14 protein-coding genes are annotated in these 16,920 nt (G+C 69.5%); 8 read left to right on the top strand and 6 right to left on the bottom strand.

Annotated elements, in window-relative coordinates:
- Positions 1-102: 102 nt before the first annotated feature.
- From ACFSOX_RS09525 to ACFSOX_RS09505, 5 genes are all read left to right on the top strand, one after another.
- Positions 103-1,308 (top strand): urate hydroxylase PuuD, encoded by a 1,206-nt coding sequence (locus ACFSOX_RS09525; protein ID WP_378477569.1) that lies wholly within the window; start codon positions 103-105, stop codon positions 1,306-1,308.
- 143 nt (positions 1,309-1,451) lie between these two features.
- Complete coding sequence (uraD, locus tag ACFSOX_RS09520) at positions 1,452-2,342, top strand: 2-oxo-4-hydroxy-4-carboxy-5-ureidoimidazoline decarboxylase (RefSeq protein WP_378477568.1); 891 nt, start codon at positions 1,452-1,454, stop codon at positions 2,340-2,342.
- A 279-nt stretch (positions 2,343-2,621) separates the two neighbouring features.
- Positions 2,622-3,629, top strand: a complete 1,008-nt coding sequence (locus ACFSOX_RS09515; protein ID WP_378477567.1) for an ABC transporter substrate-binding protein — start codon at positions 2,622-2,624, stop codon at positions 3,627-3,629.
- A 227-nt stretch (positions 3,630-3,856) separates the two neighbouring features.
- Positions 3,857-4,645: an ABC transporter ATP-binding protein gene (locus ACFSOX_RS09510; protein WP_378477566.1), complete on the top strand. Its 789-nt coding sequence runs from the start codon at positions 3,857-3,859 to the stop codon at positions 4,643-4,645.
- On the top strand, positions 4,642-5,415 hold the full coding sequence (locus ACFSOX_RS09505; RefSeq protein ID WP_378477565.1) for an ABC transporter permease: 774 nt from the start codon (positions 4,642-4,644) through the stop codon (positions 5,413-5,415). The genes ACFSOX_RS09510 and ACFSOX_RS09505 overlap by 4 nt, the downstream gene beginning before the upstream one ends.
- Positions 5,416-5,608: 193 nt before the next feature.
- Here ACFSOX_RS09505 and ACFSOX_RS09500 read toward each other — a convergent pair whose 3' ends face one another.
- Positions 5,609-5,803, bottom strand: a complete 195-nt coding sequence (locus ACFSOX_RS09500) for a 4Fe-4S dicluster domain-containing protein (RefSeq protein WP_378477564.1) — start codon at positions 5,801-5,803, stop codon at positions 5,609-5,611.
- 206 nt (positions 5,804-6,009) lie between these two features.
- Here ACFSOX_RS09500 and ACFSOX_RS09495 point away from each other — a divergent pair, with 206 nt between their 5' ends.
- Positions 6,010-6,444, top strand: a complete 435-nt coding sequence (locus tag ACFSOX_RS09495; RefSeq protein ID WP_378477563.1) for a hypothetical protein — start codon at positions 6,010-6,012, stop codon at positions 6,442-6,444.
- A gap of 160 nt (positions 6,445-6,604) precedes the next feature.
- On the top strand, positions 6,605-6,898 hold the full coding sequence (locus ACFSOX_RS09490; RefSeq protein ID WP_378477562.1) for a hypothetical protein: 294 nt from the start codon (positions 6,605-6,607) through the stop codon (positions 6,896-6,898).
- Between the two features lie 14 nt (positions 6,899-6,912).
- Here ACFSOX_RS09490 and ACFSOX_RS09485 read toward each other — a convergent pair whose 3' ends face one another.
- Positions 6,913-8,340 carry an O-antigen ligase family protein gene (locus tag ACFSOX_RS09485; protein ID WP_378477561.1) on the bottom strand — a complete coding sequence of 476 codons (1,428 nt, stop codon included), beginning with the start codon at positions 8,338-8,340 and terminating at the stop codon, positions 6,913-6,915.
- Between the two features lie 398 nt (positions 8,341-8,738).
- On the opposite strand from ACFSOX_RS09485, the gene ACFSOX_RS09480 reads away from it, so the two are divergent.
- Positions 8,739-10,088, top strand: a complete 1,350-nt coding sequence (locus ACFSOX_RS09480) for a hypothetical protein (RefSeq protein ID WP_378477560.1) — start codon at positions 8,739-8,741, stop codon at positions 10,086-10,088.
- 26 nt (positions 10,089-10,114) lie between these two features.
- Here the strand turns inward: ACFSOX_RS09480 and ACFSOX_RS09475 are convergent, their stop codons facing one another.
- The 4 genes from ACFSOX_RS09475 to ACFSOX_RS09460 all read right to left on the bottom strand — a co-directional run bounded on the left by ACFSOX_RS09475 (position 10,115) and on the right by ACFSOX_RS09460 (position 16,831).
- Positions 10,115-11,221: a glycosyltransferase family 2 protein gene (locus ACFSOX_RS09475; RefSeq protein WP_378477559.1), complete on the bottom strand. Its 1,107-nt coding sequence runs from the start codon at positions 11,219-11,221 to the stop codon at positions 10,115-10,117.
- A 130-nt stretch (positions 11,222-11,351) separates the two neighbouring features.
- Complete coding sequence (locus ACFSOX_RS09470) at positions 11,352-12,443, bottom strand: lipid II:glycine glycyltransferase FemX (protein ID WP_378477558.1); 1,092 nt, start codon at positions 12,441-12,443, stop codon at positions 11,352-11,354.
- 547 nt (positions 12,444-12,990) lie between these two features.
- The gene (fcl, locus tag ACFSOX_RS09465; RefSeq protein WP_378477557.1) at positions 12,991-13,950 is read right to left on the bottom strand and encodes a GDP-L-fucose synthase; all 960 of its coding nucleotides are present in this window, start codon (positions 13,948-13,950) and stop codon (positions 12,991-12,993) included.
- Between the two features lie 346 nt (positions 13,951-14,296).
- Entirely contained in the window at positions 14,297-16,831 is a 2,535-nt protein-coding gene (locus tag ACFSOX_RS09460) for a hypothetical protein (RefSeq protein ID WP_378477556.1), read from the bottom strand.
- Positions 16,832-16,920 lie beyond the last annotated feature (89 nt).

The raw sequence follows: 16,920 nt of genomic DNA, 5'->3' as shown, positions 1-16,920 counted from the left end.
CCCGGCTCTGCCATGGTGCGGCGCCCCCGACGCGGGGCCGGCCCGGGCACCGCCTCGCCCGCAGCCCTCGCGTCCGAGACCCCCGATCGACGAGGCCCGAACTTGGAGCTTGTCCTGACCGAATGGGCGTCCGCCCTGCTGCGGTGGCTGCACGTGGTCGCCGCCATGGCGTGGATCGGCAGCTCGTTCTACTTCATCCACCTCGATCTCAGCCTGCGTGGCCGCCACGACGGCACGGCGCTGCCGGACGGCGTCAAGGGCGAGGCCTGGCAGGTCCACGGCGGCGGCTTCTACCACATTGCCAAGTACCTGGTGGCGCCGGCCCGGATGCCGGACGAGCTGACCTGGTTCAAGTGGGAGGCCTACGCGACCTGGCTGTCCGGCTTCGCCCTGCTGGTCGTGGTCTATTATCTCGGCGCCGACCTGTTCCTGATCGACAAGGCCGTGCTCGACCTCACCGTCCCGCAGGCGGCCGGCCTCGCCTTCGCGACCCTGGTGGTCGCGTGGCTCGCCTACGAGGGCCTGTGCCGATCACCGCTCGGCAAGCACGAGGTGGCGCTCGCCCTCGTCGGCTTCGTGTTCCTGGTCGGGCTGACCTTCGCCTTCACCCACATCTTCTCGGGCCGCGGCGCCTTGACCCAGATCGGCGCGCTCATCGGCACCATCATGGTGGCGAACGTCTTCGTCGTCATCATCCCGTTCCAGAAGAAGACCGTCGCGGCCCTGATCGAGGGCCGCAAGCCGGACCCGTATTGGGGCGAGATCGGCAAGCAGCGCTCGGTGCACAACAACTATCTGACGCTGCCGGTCGTCTTCCTGATGCTGTCGAACCATTACCCGCTGGTCTTCGCGACGAAGTACAACTGGCTGATCGTCGCGATCGTGCTGCTGATCGGCCCGGTGATCCGGCATTTCTACAACACGCGGCACGCCGGCAAGGGCAGCCCGTGGTGGACGTGGGGGGTCGCCGCGGCGGGCGTCGCCGCGATCGTGGCGCTGTCGATGGCGGGGCCGCGCGAGACCAAGAGCGGCGCCCTGCCGGCGACGCCGACCTTCGCCGCGGTCAGCGACGTCGTGATCTCGCGCTGTAGCATGTGCCACGCCGGCGAGCCGGTGTGGGCCGGCATCGGCCACCCGCCCAAGGATCTGCGGCTCGACGAGCCGGAGACCATCCGCCGCCACGCGCGGCTGATCGAGCTGCAGGCGGTGCGCAGCCACGCGATGCCGCCCGGCAACATCACCGAGATGACGCTCGACGAGCGCGCCCTCCTGGCCGCCTGGCTCGCCGCCGGCGCCCGGGGGGAGTGAGCCGGCGCGTACCCATCGATTCGCCGTCATGGCCGGGCTCGTCCCGGCCATCCACGACTTTCTTCGTCTGAGAGGCCGGACGACGTGGATGCCCGGCACAAGGCCGGGCATGACGGGGTGGAGCTTTCGGAGGCGATACACCAATGCCGACTCCCCTCTCCCTCGACACCCTGAACGCCGTCGATGCAAAGGACTTCGTCGCCGCGCTCGGCGGCATCTTCGAGCACTCGCCCTGGGCCGCCGAGGCGGTCGTCGAGGCGCGGCCGTTCGGCTCGCTGCAGGCGCTGCTCGACGCCATGGTGGCCGCCGTCCGGGCCGCCGGCCCGGAGCGCCAGCGCGCACTGCTGGCCGCGCATCCCGATCTCGCCGGCAAGGCGGCGCGCGCCGGAACGTTGACCGCCGCCTCGACGGCCGAGCAGGCGAGCGCCGGGCTCGACCGGCTGAGCGAGGACGAGCACGCCGCCTTCCACCGCCTCAACGACGCCTACCAGCAGAAGTACGGGATCCCGTTCATCGTCTGCGTGCGGCGCCACACCAAGGCGTCGATTCTCACGCAGTTCGAGCGCCGGCTCGCCAACGACAGTGCGACCGAGCACGCGACGGCCCTCGACGAGGTCTTCCGCATCGCCGCGCTGCGGCTCGACCAGCTCGTCGCCGCGCCCGACCGGCTGCCGCTCGCCGGGCGCCTCTCGACCCATGTGCTCGACACCCACGGCGGCACGCCGGCGAAGGGCATTCCGCTGACCCTGTTCGAGATCGGCCCCGGCGACGCCCGCCGAGTCGTCGTCGAGACGGTCACCAACCACGACGGCCGCACCGACGCGCCGCTGATCGGCGGCCGGCCGGTGCCGATCGGCACCTACGAGCTGGTCTTCGCGGTCGGGGCTTATTTCACGGCGCGCGGCGTGCCGCTCGCCGACCCGCCCTTCCTCGACACCGTGCCGCTGCGCTTCTCGATCGCCGAGGCCGAGGGCCATTACCACGTGCCGCTGCTGGTCACCCCCTGGAGCTTCTCGACCTATCGCGGCTCCTGAGCCGCGGCGGCGAGGCGCCCCCCTGCGGCAACCCGCCTCGTCCGGCGGACGGGACGGCGATTTCAGGATTTCACGCCGGGCGGTATTGTGGGCAGGTCACGGCCGCCTGCATCTTTTTTAGACAGCATTTCTCGCGTCCTGCCGCGGGCTTACGGCTCCGGCTGGCGAATTTCGTGGCACGCGGCTTGCTGACGGACTCGGCAACTTGTCGGACAGCGGCTCGGCATTTGCCGGACACCCGGCTGGACACCCAGCCCGCATGGCCAAGGGAGCATTCGGATGAAGACATCGCTCGCGATCTGTGCGCTGGCGGCGAGCCTGGCGATGGTCGCCCCGGCGTTCGCCGACACCGACGTGAAGTTCGCCCTCGACTGGAAGTTCGAGGGACCGTCGGCGCCCTATTTCGTCGCCATCGACAAAGGCTACTACAAGGCCGAGGGCCTCAACGTCACGGTCGACACCGGCCCCGGCTCGGTCGCCGGGATCGCCCGCGTCGCCGCCGGCACCTACCCGCTCGGCTTCTTCGACATCAACTCGCTGGTCAAGTTCCGCGACCAGAACCCCGACAAGGCGGTCAAGGCCATCATGATGGTCTACGACAAGCCGCCTTTCGCGATCGCCACCACGACCAAGACCGGCATCGCCAAGCCGAAGGATCTCGAGGGCAAGGTGCTGGGTGCGCCGGCCGCCGACGGCGCCTTCGCCCAGTGGAAGGCGTTCGTGAAGGAGAACGCCATCGACGACTCCAAGGTGAAGATCGAGAACATCGGCTTCCCGGTGCGCGAGCCGATGCTGGCCGACGGCAAGGTCGACGCCATCACGGGCTTCTCCTTCTCGATGTATTTCAACCTGCTGCAGCGCAATCTGAAGCCCGAGGACATCAAGGTGATGCTGATGTCCGACTACGGCCTGGTGCTGTACGGCAATGCCATCATGGTCAATCCGGACTTCGCCAAGGCGAACCCGAAGGTGGTCGAAGGCTTCGTGCGCGCCACCCTCAAGGGCGTCCAGGACACCATCAAGGATCCCGAGAGCGCCATCAAGTCGGTGATGAAGCGCAACGAGACGGCCGACGAGAAGACCGAGCTGGCGCGGCTGAAGATGGCGCTGCGCGACAACTTCGTCACCCCCTGGGTGAAGGAGAACGGGCTCGGCGGCGTCGACATGACGCGGCTCGCCAAGTCGATCGACCAGATCGGCATCACCTACGACTTCAAGGTCAAGCCGAAGGCCGAGGACGTCTTCACCAGCGAGTTCCTGCCCCCCGCCGCCGACCGCAAGCTCTGACCGTCACCAGTGATGGCCGCCGATTCGATCCGTCACCCTGAGGCGGCCGTGGATCCCGCGCGCAAGCGCGAGACCCGCGGCCTTCGAAGGGCGACGGCCCGGTCGGGGCCGCATCCTTCGAGGCCCGGCTTCGCCGGGCACCTCAGGACGACGGAGCAAATCGAGTCCACCATGCGTCTGATAATTCTCCGCCGCGCCCGCGGCCCCGTGTCGACGGAGGCCGCGGCATGACGGCCTTCGTCGACATCGACGACGTCACCCTGATCTACAAGGGCGCGAACGGCGGCGTTCACGCGCTCGACCGCTTCAGCGTCAGCATTCGGAAGGGCGAGTTCGCCGCCGTGGTCGGCCCGTCGGGCTGCGGCAAGTCCTCGTTGATGAAGCTGGTCACCGGCCTCTTGCCGCCCGACTTCGGCAAGATCGCCATCGAGGGCACGACGGTGCACGGCCCGGTCAAGATGGCCGGCATGGCGTTCCAGAACCCCAACCTGCTGCCGTGGCGCAAGGTCATCGACAACGTGCTGCTGCCGCTCGAGATCGTGCAGCCGCACCGCTCCCGCTTCCGCAAGGAGAAGGAGCGCTACCGTGCCGAGGCCGAGGCGCTGCTCGCCACCGTCGGCCTCGCCGGTTTCGGCGACCGCTTCCCCTGGGAGCTCTCCGGCGGCATGCAGCAGCGCGTCTCGCTGTGCCGCGCCCTGATCCACCAACCGGCGCTGCTGATGCTCGACGAGCCCTTCGCGGCGCTCGACGCGTTCACGCGCGAGGAGCTGTGGTGCGTGCTCCGCGACCTCTGGCAGAAGATCGGCTTCACCGTGATCCTGGTGACGCACGACCTGCGCGAGGCAACGTTCCTGGCCGACAAGATCCACATGATGAGCGCCCGGCCCGGGCGCCTCGTCCTCACCAAGGAGGTTCCGTTCCCGCGTCCGCGGCCGATCGAGGTCTGCTTCGAGCCGGCCTTCACCGACATCGTCCACGAGCTGCGGGCCAAGATCGGCGAGGTGCGGAAGGGATGAACACGCACACCATCGAGCGGCTGTCGCCGTGGCTGTTCACCATCGCCATGTTCCTGATCTGGGAGGTGATCTGCCGCGGCTTCCGGGTCGATCCCTTCATCCTGCCGGCGCCCTCGCAGATCTTCGTCGCGATGGCGCAGTACTGGTGGCCGCTGGCGAAGAACTCCTTCGTCACGCTGTGGACCACGCTCGCCGGCTTCGCGCTCGCCGTGGTGTTCGGCATCGTGCTGGGCATCGTGGTCGGTTGGTCGCGGACGATCTATCGCGGCCTCTATCCGGTGATGATCGGCTTCAACTCGGTGCCGAAGGTCGCCGTGGTGCCGATCCTCGTGATCTGGTTCGGCATCGGCGAGATTCCGGCGATCCTCACCGCCTTCCTGATCTCGTTCTTCCCGATCGTCGTCAACGTCGCGACCGGCCTGTCGACCATCGAGCCGGAGCTCGAGGACGTGCTGCGCGCGCTCGGGGCCAAGAAGCTCGACATCATGCTGAAGATCGGCATTCCGCGCACCCAGCCCTATCTGTTCGGGTCGCTGAAGGTCGCCATCACGCTCGCCTTCGTCGGCACCGTGGTGTCGGAGACGATCGCGGCGAACGCCGGGCTGGGCTTCCTGATGGTGCAGGCGGGCTCGAACTTCCAGATGCCGCTCGTCTTCGCCGGGCTCCTGCTGCTCGCGGCGGAGGGCATCATCATGTACGCGATCTTCGCCTATGTGGAGAGCTACTTCGTCGGCTGGGCGTTCCGCTCGTCGATGAGCGCCGGCGGCTGAGGCCGCCGGCACGCCCGACACTCGAAACGAAAATGGCCGGGCATGCCCGGCCATTTTCTTGACCCTTGCTCGTCGAGCGCGTCTCCGTCGTGGCGGCGTCCGGGCGCACGGAACGGCGAAATGCCGATTCGGCCTCGAACCGGGCGGCCACGGATCGCCCCGGAGCCTTCGCTCCGGGCCGCGGACGTCACTCTCAGGCCGGAACGCAGGTGCCCTCGACCGGGCAGACGGCGGCGCATTGCGGCTCGTCGAAATGGCCTTCGCACTGGGTGCACTTGACGGCATCGATGACGTAGATGTCGCCTTTCATGCTGATCGCGGAATTGGGACACTCGAATTCGCAGGCGCCGCACGCGGTGCATTGCGACGCGATGATCTTGTAGGCCATGGCGGCACTCTCCTTGGTACCGGCATGGCGTAACAGGCCCGCCCCGGTGGCGCTATTTGGGGAAACCCGGATTGGAATGACTCGAAACTGCGAGCGAGTTGCAGCAACCATACTCGCCCATCGATCGAGCGTGCCGTGCGCTTGAAGCGCCCCCGGTCGGCGCGCTAACAGACGGCGCGTTTCGCCGCCCGCGAGGAACAGCCACGATGACCCGAGCCGTCGTTTCGAACCGATCCGCAGCCGTCGTCCTGTCGGCCGCCACGCTGCTCGCGGGGCCCCTCGAAGCGCAAGAGCGGCAGCGGCCGAACAACCTGTTCACGGCGTCCGGCTTCGCGGTGCGCTATGCCGACACGCCCGAGCGCGCCGCGCATCTGCGCAGCCTGCCCGCCGACAAGCTCGCGGTCCGCCGCAAGGACGGCAAGACCTGGTACGTCTATGCCGACCCGCGGGGCTGCAACTGCGCCTATGTCGGCACGCCCGAGGCCTATGCGACCTACCGGGCCGGCGGCCCCGGCGCGCCCGTGATCGACGGTGGCGGCCCACCGCCGCGCTACGTGCAGGAGCTCGAGCAGAGCATCGACGACGACGGCTCGGTGCTGGAGCCGGGCAGCTCGCTCGGCACCTTCTTCGACCAGGACTGAGACCGAGTCCGAATCGCCGCCACCGAGATCCAGGCGCGCGCCGCGGGCTTCCCCGAGAAAATACCGCATCCGACGGACCGACCTACGATGGTAGGGCCGCGGTTCTCCTGATTTCGCGCGCGGCGGCGGCGGCGCATGATCAGGATCGGAGGGGACGCCGATGGCGCGACACCGTTTCGCGACCCGCACCTGCGCGACCGGGCTCGATCTCGTCGAGTTCGGGTCGAAGGCCGCGGCGCGCCGCTTCGAGCAGGCGACCGACCAGTACTTCTTCGACGGCCGGCGGGCGGCGCTCTACGAGGCGCTGCTGGCGCTCGGCATGGATGCGCGCACGATCCGCTGGCACGCGGACCATCCCGGCGAGCGCATGCTGTGCCTCGTCGCCCGGAGTTCGTCGCAAGGGCCCGGCCGGGCGACCTGCCCCATGGTCGGGGTCGCCGGCGAGACGCTCTGACGTCACGCCCGGCGTCAAGCCCTGTCCCGACCGGTGGGCGGCGTCAGGGCGCCGTCGCGAACCGCGGCGCCGAGGCGCCGCGGCGGCACCCGATCGAGCCGGGGCGGCGGTGCGATCATCACGAAGGTCCAGAACAGAAAGCCGACCTCGGCCGAGGCGATGTTGGCCAGCGGGATCTGCGTCATCGCCGCGCAGGCGATGGCGGCCGACATCACCGCACCGGTGCTGGCGTCCCGGCGCGTCGCCAGCACGGCATTGGCGGCCGCCCACACCAGGGCGCTCAGGCAGACCATGCCGACGACGATTCCCATCTTGACCCAGACCGCGATGATCATCCCGTCGATCGCGTCCAGGCTGCCGAACTGCATGATCGCCGCCTCGCCGCTGAAGCCGACGCCGAACAACGTGCTGTCGGCGCTCTTCCACAGCTCGACGTACTGGGCGAGCCGCTCCCGTGCGCTGTCGTCCTGGCTGCCGTCGCTCAGCGTGGAAAATCGCTCCATGATCACGTCGGCGAAGGGTGTCGCCGTGACGACGACGATCGCCGCGATCGCGAACCCGATCATCACGGCCGAGGCCCGGGCGCGCGTCGCGCGGAACAGGAGGCTGAACAGGACCGCGGCGAGCAGCGCCACCCAGGCGGTGCGGTAGAGCGAGAGCAACAGGGAGAGCGCGGCCGGGCTGACCACGAGAAGCGACGCCCAGCCGGAGCGCAGGAAGCAGACGAGAAGAAGACCGGTCATCGTGAAGGTCGCGAAGCTCGCCGGTCCGTTCATCGTGCTGAAGACCCGCACGGCGAACGGCTCCGGGTAGCCGACCGACATGATCGGCGCGAACTCCATCCAGTAGCGATCCCAGCGCGGCGGATCGACGTACTGATAGATCCCGTAGAGGCCGACGATCGGAAGGATGACCAGGAAGGCCGATGCGGCGGCGGTCAGCAGCTCGTCGCGGTCGGCCCGCGCGGACAAGACGAGGGCATAGAGCAGCGGTGCGCCCCATTTGACGCCTTCGGACGCGGCCTCCGTCCAATGTCCCTGGACGATGGTGAGGACGGCGGCGTAGACGACGCATGCCCCGACGACGACGATCGGGCCGACCGGGCGCGGAAATCCTCGATCGCTCTCGAGCAACCTGATCAGATCGACGACCGCGGGCAGCAGCGAGACCAGCGGCCCGACCAACATGAGACCGAGCTGGTCGTAGCCGAGCGTCACGTCGAGGATGCGGCGGACGAACGGCGCGAAGGCGAACAGCGTCAGCGCCACCTGGAGATGCGCGGCCGGCCCGCGCCGCCAGCCGTACCAGCCGCAAGCCAGGCAGCCGAGGACGAATAGCGAGCGCGACAGGCCGCCGAACATCGGACCGGCCAAAGTCGTGCCGGCCAGCAGGGCGGCGGCCGGCAGCCAGGCCGGAATCGCGCGCCACGCTCGTTCGTGCATCGTCTCCATGAACCTGCTCGACCTCGACCCTGCTCGACCTCGAACTTGCTGGCTCGCGACCCTGCTCTGGCGCGAACCTGCTCACGCGCGAACCTGCTCGCGCGAGCGACCCGACCCCAGGCCCTCGCGCGGGAGAGACGCCCGCCCGCAGGGGTTGCCGCGGACCATTATAAGCTGTCGGTTCTCGTTCGCGGCCCGCAGGCGCGCCGCGATGGCGATAAGGTTAACCCGGGTTCCGCCTTCTTGGCGCGCAGGGCCGATGCTATCAGAACGCACGCGTCGTAGCATCCGGCGTGCCGCGTCGCACCCGGCGAACCTGTCGTCGTGGCCGCGCCCGACTTGCGCCGCCGGAGCGCGGATCACGAACCACCGAGGATCACGAACCACCGAGGATCACGATGTCGTCTGCCTCCGTGAACGATCCGACCGTCCGGACCGGTCCGACGAGCCTCCTCGGCGTCGCGCGCCGGCTCGTCGGCGGCGTGATCGTCGCGCCGGTCGGTACCGAGCCGGAGCGGGGGCGGACGTCCGCCGTCGTCACCGCGATCCTGGCGACGGCACTGGCGATCACGATCGCCTTGTCCGTCGCTCGCGCCACCAGGTTCGGCGTCGACAGCTGGTCGATCACCGAGTGGCTGATCAACTATCAGGGCGGCTTCGTCCGGCGCGGCCTCGGCGGAGCCGTCCTGTCCTGGCTCTCGTCGGCCACCGCGGTGGCTCCGAACATCTTGGCGATCGGCGCGTCGGTGGTCGCCTATCTGGCGCTGCTCGGGTGGTTCCTGCGCGCGACCAGAGGCCTGCTGCCGGTCGCCGTGGTGCTGTCCTCGGTGCTCGCCGGCGGGTTCGTGTTCGGGGAGTATCTGATCCGCAAGGACGCGCTCCTGGTCCTGCTCTTCGTCGCCGCGACGACGATCTTCCGACGATCCTGGCCCGGCGGGCTCGGGACGGTTCTGATCAACCTCCTGGTCTGCATCGGCGTGCTGCTGCACGAAGCCGCGTTCTTCATGGCCTTTCCAGCCCTCGTCGCGACGGCTTGCGCGCGCGACATGTCGGCCGGCCGGTCGTTCCTCGCCGCGGCGAGCTCCGCGGCGGTCCGCTTCGCGCCGGTGCTGATCACCTTCCTGATCGTGTTCCGTTTCAGCGGCGACGACGCGATCGCTCGTGCCATCAACGCCTCGCTGCAGGACGTCTGGAGGGGCGTCGATCCGACCGGATGCTGCTTCGCGGAGCCGGCGGCGGCGATCGACTCGCTGCGCTGGACCGCCGCGCACGGCGTGTCGCTGACCCTCGAAGAGCTCACGACGTTCTCGCTCGGTCTCTGGGTGCCGCTCGCCTGGCTCGGGACCATCGCCGTCTTCTGGTGGGTGCTCGCGACGTCCGCCCGGGCCGCGCCGACCGGCGCCCCCGTCCCTGCGCATCCAGCGGCCGACCTGACCGCCGTGATGGCTCTCCAGCTCTGTGCGATCTTTCCCTTGTTCGTCGTCGGCGTCGATTTCGGCCGGTGGATCACGCTCTGGACCTGCTCGTCGGTCGCGCTCTGGACGACCGGGCTGGCGCGCGGCCTCCCGCTGTTCGGCCCGCTCGGCCGCGCGATCGTGCGGAGCGGCAGCGCCGTGCTGGCGTGGCGGCCGGCGCCCCTGCTCTTTCTGCTCGTCGGCCTGCCGGGCTGCTGCTGGACGGTGGCGCGCTGGCTCGCCGCGACGCCTGTCGGGGCGACGCTCAAGGCGGCGATCAAGGTCGCTTTCTGATCGGCGGAAGGGGTCGCTGCCCCACCTCACGACGCCGCGGAGGCGCGGCGTGGGGGCTCCGGCAGCGAGCGGTCCTGCCTGGGTCGCTCATGGACGGGCTGCTCATGGGCGGGCTGCTCATGGGCGGGATGCTCATCGACGACCCGGTCGCCGATCGCACCCGACCGCTCGGTCTCGGCGACCAGGAAGGACGGCCATCTGCGCGTCTCGCGCAGCACCCGGCCCACATACTCGCCGATGATGCCGAGCACCAGGAACTGCCCCGCCCCCAGGATGGCGATCGCCGACATGATCGAGGTCCAGCCCGCCACGGTGTGGCCGATGGCCAGGAAGCTGACGACCGAATAGACCAGCAGCAGCACGCCGATCAGGGCGAACACCAGCGCCAGATGGATGGCGATGCGCAGCGGCTTGACGCTGTGGGCGATGATGCCGGTGACCGCGAGGTCGACCATGCGGCGCAGCGTGTAGGACGACTCGCCTTCGCTGCGCACCCCCTGCCGATACGGCACCTTGACGAGCGGGTGGCCGAGCCAGCGCACCAGGCCGCGCAGGAACAGATCGTGGTCCTCGAAGCCGTTGATGGTGTCGACGACGGTGCGGTCGAGCAGCAGGAAATCGGCGCTGCCGGGCTCGATGCTGATGTCGCCGACGGCGTCGAGGACGCGGTAATAGAGGGCCGAGGTCAGCCGCTTGAAGACGGAGACGTCGCCGGCCGCGGTCTCGCGCTGCGCCGCGACGATCCGGGCGCCCTCGCGCCAGCGGGCGACGAACTCCGGGATCAGCTCGGGCGGATGCTCGAAGTCGCAGTCCATCAGCACCACGGCCTCGCCGGCAGCGTGCCTGAGCCCGGCCCGAAGCGCCGACTGGTGGCCGAAATTGCGGGTGAACGAGACGTAGCGGACGCGCGGGTCGGCGGCGGCGAGGCGGCGCAGCTCGGCGAGCGTGTCGTCCTTCGAGCAGTCGTCGACGAAGACGATCTCGAAGCGGCCGGCGAGGCCCGGAATGGCGCCGATCACCTCGACGAGGCGGGCCGCCATCGGCCCGACATTGCGGGCCTCGTTGTAGGCGGGCAGCACCACCGAGAGCAGCGGCCCCTCCCCGGTCGTGCGCCCATCCGCTGCGCTCGTCACGCCGTTCTCCCGACCCTCGCTGTGCCCGAGCGATCGCCGCCCGGCAGCCGGCAGGCGCCGGCCAGGGCGTTTCAGGGCATAGACGCGGCGAAAGATCAAGCCGCGAACGATCGCCCGCGGGAGCCCGCCCCTACAAGGCGATGCAGGGCGCACTGGCGAGCGGGGCGGCGGCCCGCCAAGCGCGCCAGGCGAGCTGCGAGGGCCAGACGGCCGCGCGCAGCCGCTTCGCGGTCCGGCGATGCCTGATCAGCTCGTTGAAGCCGCGCCGCAGCAGGGCGGAGGTCGCCCAGTCCCATTCGCCCAGGAACTCGACCCGCGTGGCGCCGGTGAGCCGCTTGAACTCGTAGACACCGGGGTTCGCCTCGGGGTCGATCCCGCCGAGATCGTAGTCGACGATCCCGGCCTCCCGGCAACGACCGATCAGCTCCCAGAGCAGCAGATAGGCGGCGCGCCGACGCCGGCCTTCGGCATTGGCGGCGGCGAAGTAGTCGCAGGCGCGGCCGCCGACGCGAAACGCACCGCGCGCCGCGATCAGCGTCCCGCAGCGGTCCCGGCAGGTGACGAGGACGAGCGAGCGGCCGGTCTCGGCGAGCAGATGTGCGAGCTTCTCGCGCGAGAACAGCTCGGGCAGCCCCTTGGCCTGCTCCATCGCCGCGAAAAGAGCGCGTAGTTCGCCGGGATCGACCAGGGCGTCGTGCTCGACGACGACATCCTCCTTCCGGGCGAGACGCAGGTTGCGACGCCACTTGGCATCCACCCGCGCGAGCAGCGCGTCGGGCGAGGCCGAGAGATCGAGCGCCATGCTGAGGCTCGATCCCATCCGCACCGCGGCGGGCGACCAGCCTTTGGTCTGCAGGACCGCGATGTCGCCGGCGCGGCGGGGCCGGTCGCTCCGGAACCGAAAATAGAGGTGCCACAGCTTCAGGTCGGCGCGGACGGCGTGGCGGAGCTGCGCCCACGCGGCCGGATCGCCGACCGGCCCGCCGACGCACCAGGCGAAGCCGATGCCTGCCGGGTAGCGGCGCAGCAGCAGAAGGCACATCGCCGAGATCGCGCCGTCGGCGGCCCGATGCACGTAGTGTACGGGCTCCCAGCCGAGCTTGCGCTGATACTCCCCCCAGCCGAGCGATTGGAACGGCGAGCCGTCGTCGAAGCGGGCGAGGGCATCGTCCCACATCCGGCGCGCCTCTTGCGCCGTCAACGCCGCCCACCCGTCGGTCATCAGCGAGCTCCCCCTCGTCTCGACATTCGTCGGCTCGGTCCGCGCGAACGCACGTCCGGCCGGTGACGTCAGCGGGACAACCGGCTCCACCGCGCGATCGACGACGCGACCATGCTCCGCGCCCCATGACTGCACGGGCGCGAGGCGGCATGTCACAGCAACCAGCGCAGTGAGTCCAGGCTGACCGACCGCCCCATTCGGGCTATGGTGAATCCGGCTTCGGGTAAGAGTTCCGCGAGCCGTGAGGTGCCCAGGCGACGTGACAGAACCGTCGGCGCGAACCTGATCAGTTCACACGGACAGGCGAAATGCGCCCGTCCGGCAGCGCTTTTCATCGCCGCGAGAGCGTCGCGTTCCGGCGCGGCGAGCCGGTCCGTCGCCGGCGCCGAGCGCTCTCGTGGCATCGCCTTGAAGCGCGCGTCGCGCAGCCGATCCGCACCGGACACGATGTCGCAGCCGGCGGCTCCGCGAGCCGCATGTCGATCTCATCCGGATGCCGGCCGCACCACGGACCGAGCCCCGAGGACCGCGCTCCGGTGCGCCACGCTCAGTCGATGTTGCGCCCGCCGCCAGCCAGGAAGTCGGCATAGGCGGCGGCGAGGCCGTCGCGGAGAGGAATCTTCGACCGCCAGCCGAGCGCCGTCAGACGGCTCACGTCGAGCAGCTTCTGCGGCGCACCGTCCGGTCGCGAGGTGTCGAACCGGAGCTCGTCGGTGTAGCCGACGACGTCGGCCACCACGCGGGCGAACTCGCCGATGGTGACGTCCTGCCCGGTCCCGACATTGAGGAAGCCGATGTCGGAATAATGCTTCATCAGGAACACGCAGGCGTCGGCGAGATCGTCGACGGCCAGGAACTCACGGCGCGGGCGGCCGGTGCCCCACACGACCACCTGCGGGTCGCCGGCCAGCTTGGCCTCGTGGAACCGGCGGATCAGCGCGGCCGGAACATGGCTGTTCTGGCGGTGATAGTTGTCGCCGGGGCCGTAGAGATTGGTCGGCATCACCGAGATGAAGTCGTCGCCGTACTGACGACGGAACGACTCGCACAGCTTGATGCCGGCGATCTTGGCGACCGCATAGGGCTCGTTCGTCGGCTCGAGCTGACCGGTGAGCAGCATGTCCTCGCGCATCGGCTGCGCCGCGTGCTTCGGGTAGATGCAGGACGACCCGAGATACAGAAGCTTGCCGACCCGGTTCGCGTGAGAGGACTGGACGACGTTCGCGACGATCTGGAGATTCTCGAGGATGAACTGAGCCGGATAGGTCGCGTTGGCATGGATGCCGCCGACCCGTCCGGCGGCCAGGAAGACCGCATCGGGACGTTGCTTGGCGATGAACTCCTCGACGTCGTTCTGTCGCGTCAGATCGAGCTGATCGCGGTCGGCGATCACGACCTCGCAGTCCTCCGAAGCCAGACGCCGGACGATCGCGCTCCCGACCATGCCTTTGTGGCCGACGACGAACACCCGCTTGCCACGAAGATCGAACAGGAGAGGGGACGACATGACAGCTCCTTGAAACCCGAAACGCGGGCAGAGGCAGCGGCCCGGAAACCTGCACCTGTCCGCCGCCGTCAATGCCGAATTCTGACGATCACGATCGTCTTTAGCAGCAAGCCGCGCGTCCTGCCAAGGGTCCGAGCACTGCGGCCCCGCGCGGTCAGGCGCGTCTCGATGCGGGACACCATGACCGGTGAAACGGCGACCCTGTAAGTCACGTCTGATCGACAGTTCGATGTATCCGCCGTGACATTTCCGCGGACGACTGACGACACCGAAGAGCCGAGATCGGGGAGCGGTCGCGCCGTCGCGCAACGGCGTTCGACATGTCCGCGAGCCGCCGCGACGTCGATCATGATCGCGGCGCGGGCGGAGTGACCGGCTGCGCGTCGATCACCCGGTACCAATAATCGCCGCCCCCCGGACGTTTGGGCATCTCCTCGACCGTGAAGCGCCAAACCGAGACCTCGGGTCGCGTGAGCACCGCCTCGGGAACGAGATAGGTGTGGTAGCTGCGAACCCCCTTCTCCACCCGAAGCCCGTAGACGAAGCCGAACGGGGTCGGCGGAGGCGCCGGCGTCGCGAGCGGCTGGTACTGCTCGACGCCGGACAGCCCGACGACGCGCTCGAACTGGTCGATCGTAATCACGGGCATGGTCGTGCGGCGCGTTTTCGCGTCGCCCACGACCAGGACGCCGGTCAGCCGCGGACCACCGAACACCAGGTGCTTGGCTCCTTCCGGAGCCAGGTTGACGCGCGGATCGGCACCGGCGCGGGTGTGCGCGACGGCCGGCAGGACGACGACACCGACGAGAAGCACGCCGGCCGCGGCCGTCACCGAGCCGGCGAGGACGGGGCTGGCGGACTCGGACGGAGCGGGCTCGCGCGGTCCGGCCAATCCCATCACCAGAAACAGGCCCAGCAGCGGATAGCTGGCCGACAAGACCCGTGTGCCGTCGTCGAAATAGACGAAGGCGGCCGACGCGATCGTGCTCGCGATCAGCAGCCCCCAGAAGGCGAGCTCGCCCGGCTCACGGCGAACGACCAGCGTCCCGACGGCTCCGACCAAGCACACGACGACGAACAGACCGAGCGGGAACCACGGCGGCGAGCCGAGCCCGAAATACCCCCCGACCAGCAGGCTCGGGATACGGGGCGTGAATGCGAGCGCGCCTTGGACCAGGCGTCCGACGAAGACGCCCGGATGGCTCCGCGCGTTCTCGGCCGCCTTCGCATACATGAACTGGACGACGTCCTTCTCGTCCGTCAGCGGCTTCAGCTCGTCCTTGTAGCGGTTCAGGCAGCCGTCCCAGGTGGTGCCGATGGAGATGCCGCAGATCGTGTAGGAGAAGTTGCTGCCGGCCGACATGTGCCCGGTGGCGTAGAGCTTTTGCACGGCGCTGCTCGTCCCGAACGCCGCCGCGACGACGATCGCGGCGAGCACGCCGGCCTTCAGCTTCTGCAGCAGCGTGTCGCCGAACGCCCAGGCGACCCACAGGGTCATCGCCGGAATGGCGAACATCGCTCCCATGCGGGTGAGCAGCGAGAGCGCCATCACGCCGAGCGCCGCCAGCGCGAACAACAACGACCGCCGTCGCAGCGCCTCGACGAACAACGGAACGGCGAGCAATGCCCAGACCAGACCGAGCGGCTCGGTGAGCGTCGTCGGCACGTAGCCCTTCACGGTCAGCACCATGGTCGCCGCGAACGCCAGACCGGCCCAGATGCCCCGCCACCGCGCCACCGCAGCGGCCGCCAACATGATCGCCCCGGCCAGCAACGCGGCCTGGACGACGACGATGCCGGCGAAGCGGTAGTCGCTGACGAAGGCGACCGCGGTGCGGAACGCCGCCGCCAGGGGCCGGCGCGCCGCGAACTCCGACCAGACCCCGGACCGCACGGAATCACTCGCATCCGAGAAATAGCCGGCCGCATCCGAGAACGGCACCAGCCCGAACAGGCTCGCCCAGACGAGATCGCCCGGCAGGATAAGGCCGGACCATTGCGCACTGCTCAGATAGACGAACAGGGCCGCGATGAGGACGAAGCCCCAGCGCGCCGCGAAGCGGGCCACCCGATCCTCGCCGGCCCGGACCACGCCCTCGCCCGAGTCCCGAAACCAGGCGCTCCACGCGGCCAGCGCGCCGAGTACGCTCAGGATCAGCACCCAGAACGGGGCGACGGCGAGCCCGCGCGCGGCCGTCTCGGCGGCGGCCCCGAACCGGAAGATCGTCGTGGTCGGCAACGGCACGCCCTGGACGGCGCCCCACGCCGTGACGGCGGCGAAGACGCCGATCGCGCCGAGCCCGACCCATCCCGAGACGACGACGAGTCCCGCCGGCAGCGCCTGCAACCGGTCGAGCTGTCGGCCGGTGAGCCGATGGCCGTGAATATGAAGCGCGAAGACGATGGTGAGGCCGAAGACGGCCGCCATGATCCAGCCGCGCAGGCGAACCGGATAGCGGACCGTGACGGTCGTGCCGGCATCGTTCGCCACGCCGGCCGGAAGGGAGAAGAGGACGCTGCGGTCCCAATGGCTGAAGGCGTGGCCGGCCGACGTGCCGATCTGATCATGGAGCGCATTCGGCTTGGTCGCGGGGCGGCCGTCGATCGTGAGCGTGAGCGACGAGGCGTAAGGGTCGCGCGGGGTGTCGCCCCTGGCGTCGAGCACGAGCCGGTCGATACGGGAGCGGTCGAGCGACAGGACCAGCACCCCGGGCCGGCCCTCGAGCTCCTGGAACGGCCCCTTGAACGTCCGGCTCTGCTGCCAGACTCCCGTCTCGATCAACAACAGGACGGCACAGAGGAGCCCGAGAACCGCGAGCAGAACATCGTCTCGGCGGCGGGTCGCGGGGGTCTCGTAGAGCCGCTCGAGCGCGTTCTGCATGGTGTCGTGTCATCCATTATGGCGCCGCGACGGGTGCGCCGAGACCGGCTCCGGACGGCGCGGCGCGACGGCACACGATCCGTCGAGGC

Source organism: Rhodoplanes azumiensis (genome assembly GCF_042682915.1).
Lineage (GTDB): Bacteria > Pseudomonadota > Alphaproteobacteria > Rhizobiales > Xanthobacteraceae > Rhodoplanes > Rhodoplanes azumiensis.
This window is presented reverse-complemented; position numbering and strand designations above follow the sequence as displayed.

Excerpts from the sequence above, each read along its gene's own strand:
- ACFSOX_RS09460 (WP_378477556.1), bottom strand. The coding sequence starts at position 16,831 with ATGCAGAACGCGCTCGAGCGGCTCTACGAGACCCCCGCGACCCGCCGC.
- ACFSOX_RS09515 (WP_378477567.1), top strand. The coding sequence starts at position 2,622 with ATGAAGACATCGCTCGCGATCTGTGCGCTGGCGGCGAGCCTGGCGATG.
- ACFSOX_RS09510 (WP_378477566.1), top strand. The coding sequence starts at position 3,857 with ATGACGGCCTTCGTCGACATCGACGACGTCACCCTGATCTACAAGGGC.
- ACFSOX_RS09500 (WP_378477564.1), bottom strand. The coding sequence starts at position 5,803 with ATGGCCTACAAGATCATCGCGTCGCAATGCACCGCGTGCGGCGCCTGC.
- ACFSOX_RS09490 (WP_378477562.1), top strand. The coding sequence starts at position 6,605 with ATGGCGCGACACCGTTTCGCGACCCGCACCTGCGCGACCGGGCTCGAT.
- uraD (WP_378477568.1), top strand. The coding sequence starts at position 1,452 with ATGCCGACTCCCCTCTCCCTCGACACCCTGAACGCCGTCGATGCAAAG.
- ACFSOX_RS09470 (WP_378477558.1), bottom strand. The coding sequence starts at position 12,443 with ATGACCGACGGGTGGGCGGCGTTGACGGCGCAAGAGGCGCGCCGGATG.
- ACFSOX_RS09485 (WP_378477561.1), bottom strand. The coding sequence starts at position 8,340 with ATGCACGAACGAGCGTGGCGCGCGATTCCGGCCTGGCTGCCGGCCGCC.
- ACFSOX_RS09480 (WP_378477560.1), top strand. The coding sequence starts at position 8,739 with ATGTCGTCTGCCTCCGTGAACGATCCGACCGTCCGGACCGGTCCGACG.
- ACFSOX_RS09505 (WP_378477565.1), top strand. The coding sequence starts at position 4,642 with ATGAACACGCACACCATCGAGCGGCTGTCGCCGTGGCTGTTCACCATC.
- ACFSOX_RS09495 (WP_378477563.1), top strand. The coding sequence starts at position 6,010 with ATGACCCGAGCCGTCGTTTCGAACCGATCCGCAGCCGTCGTCCTGTCG.
- fcl (WP_378477557.1), bottom strand. The coding sequence starts at position 13,950 with ATGTCGTCCCCTCTCCTGTTCGATCTTCGTGGCAAGCGGGTGTTCGTC.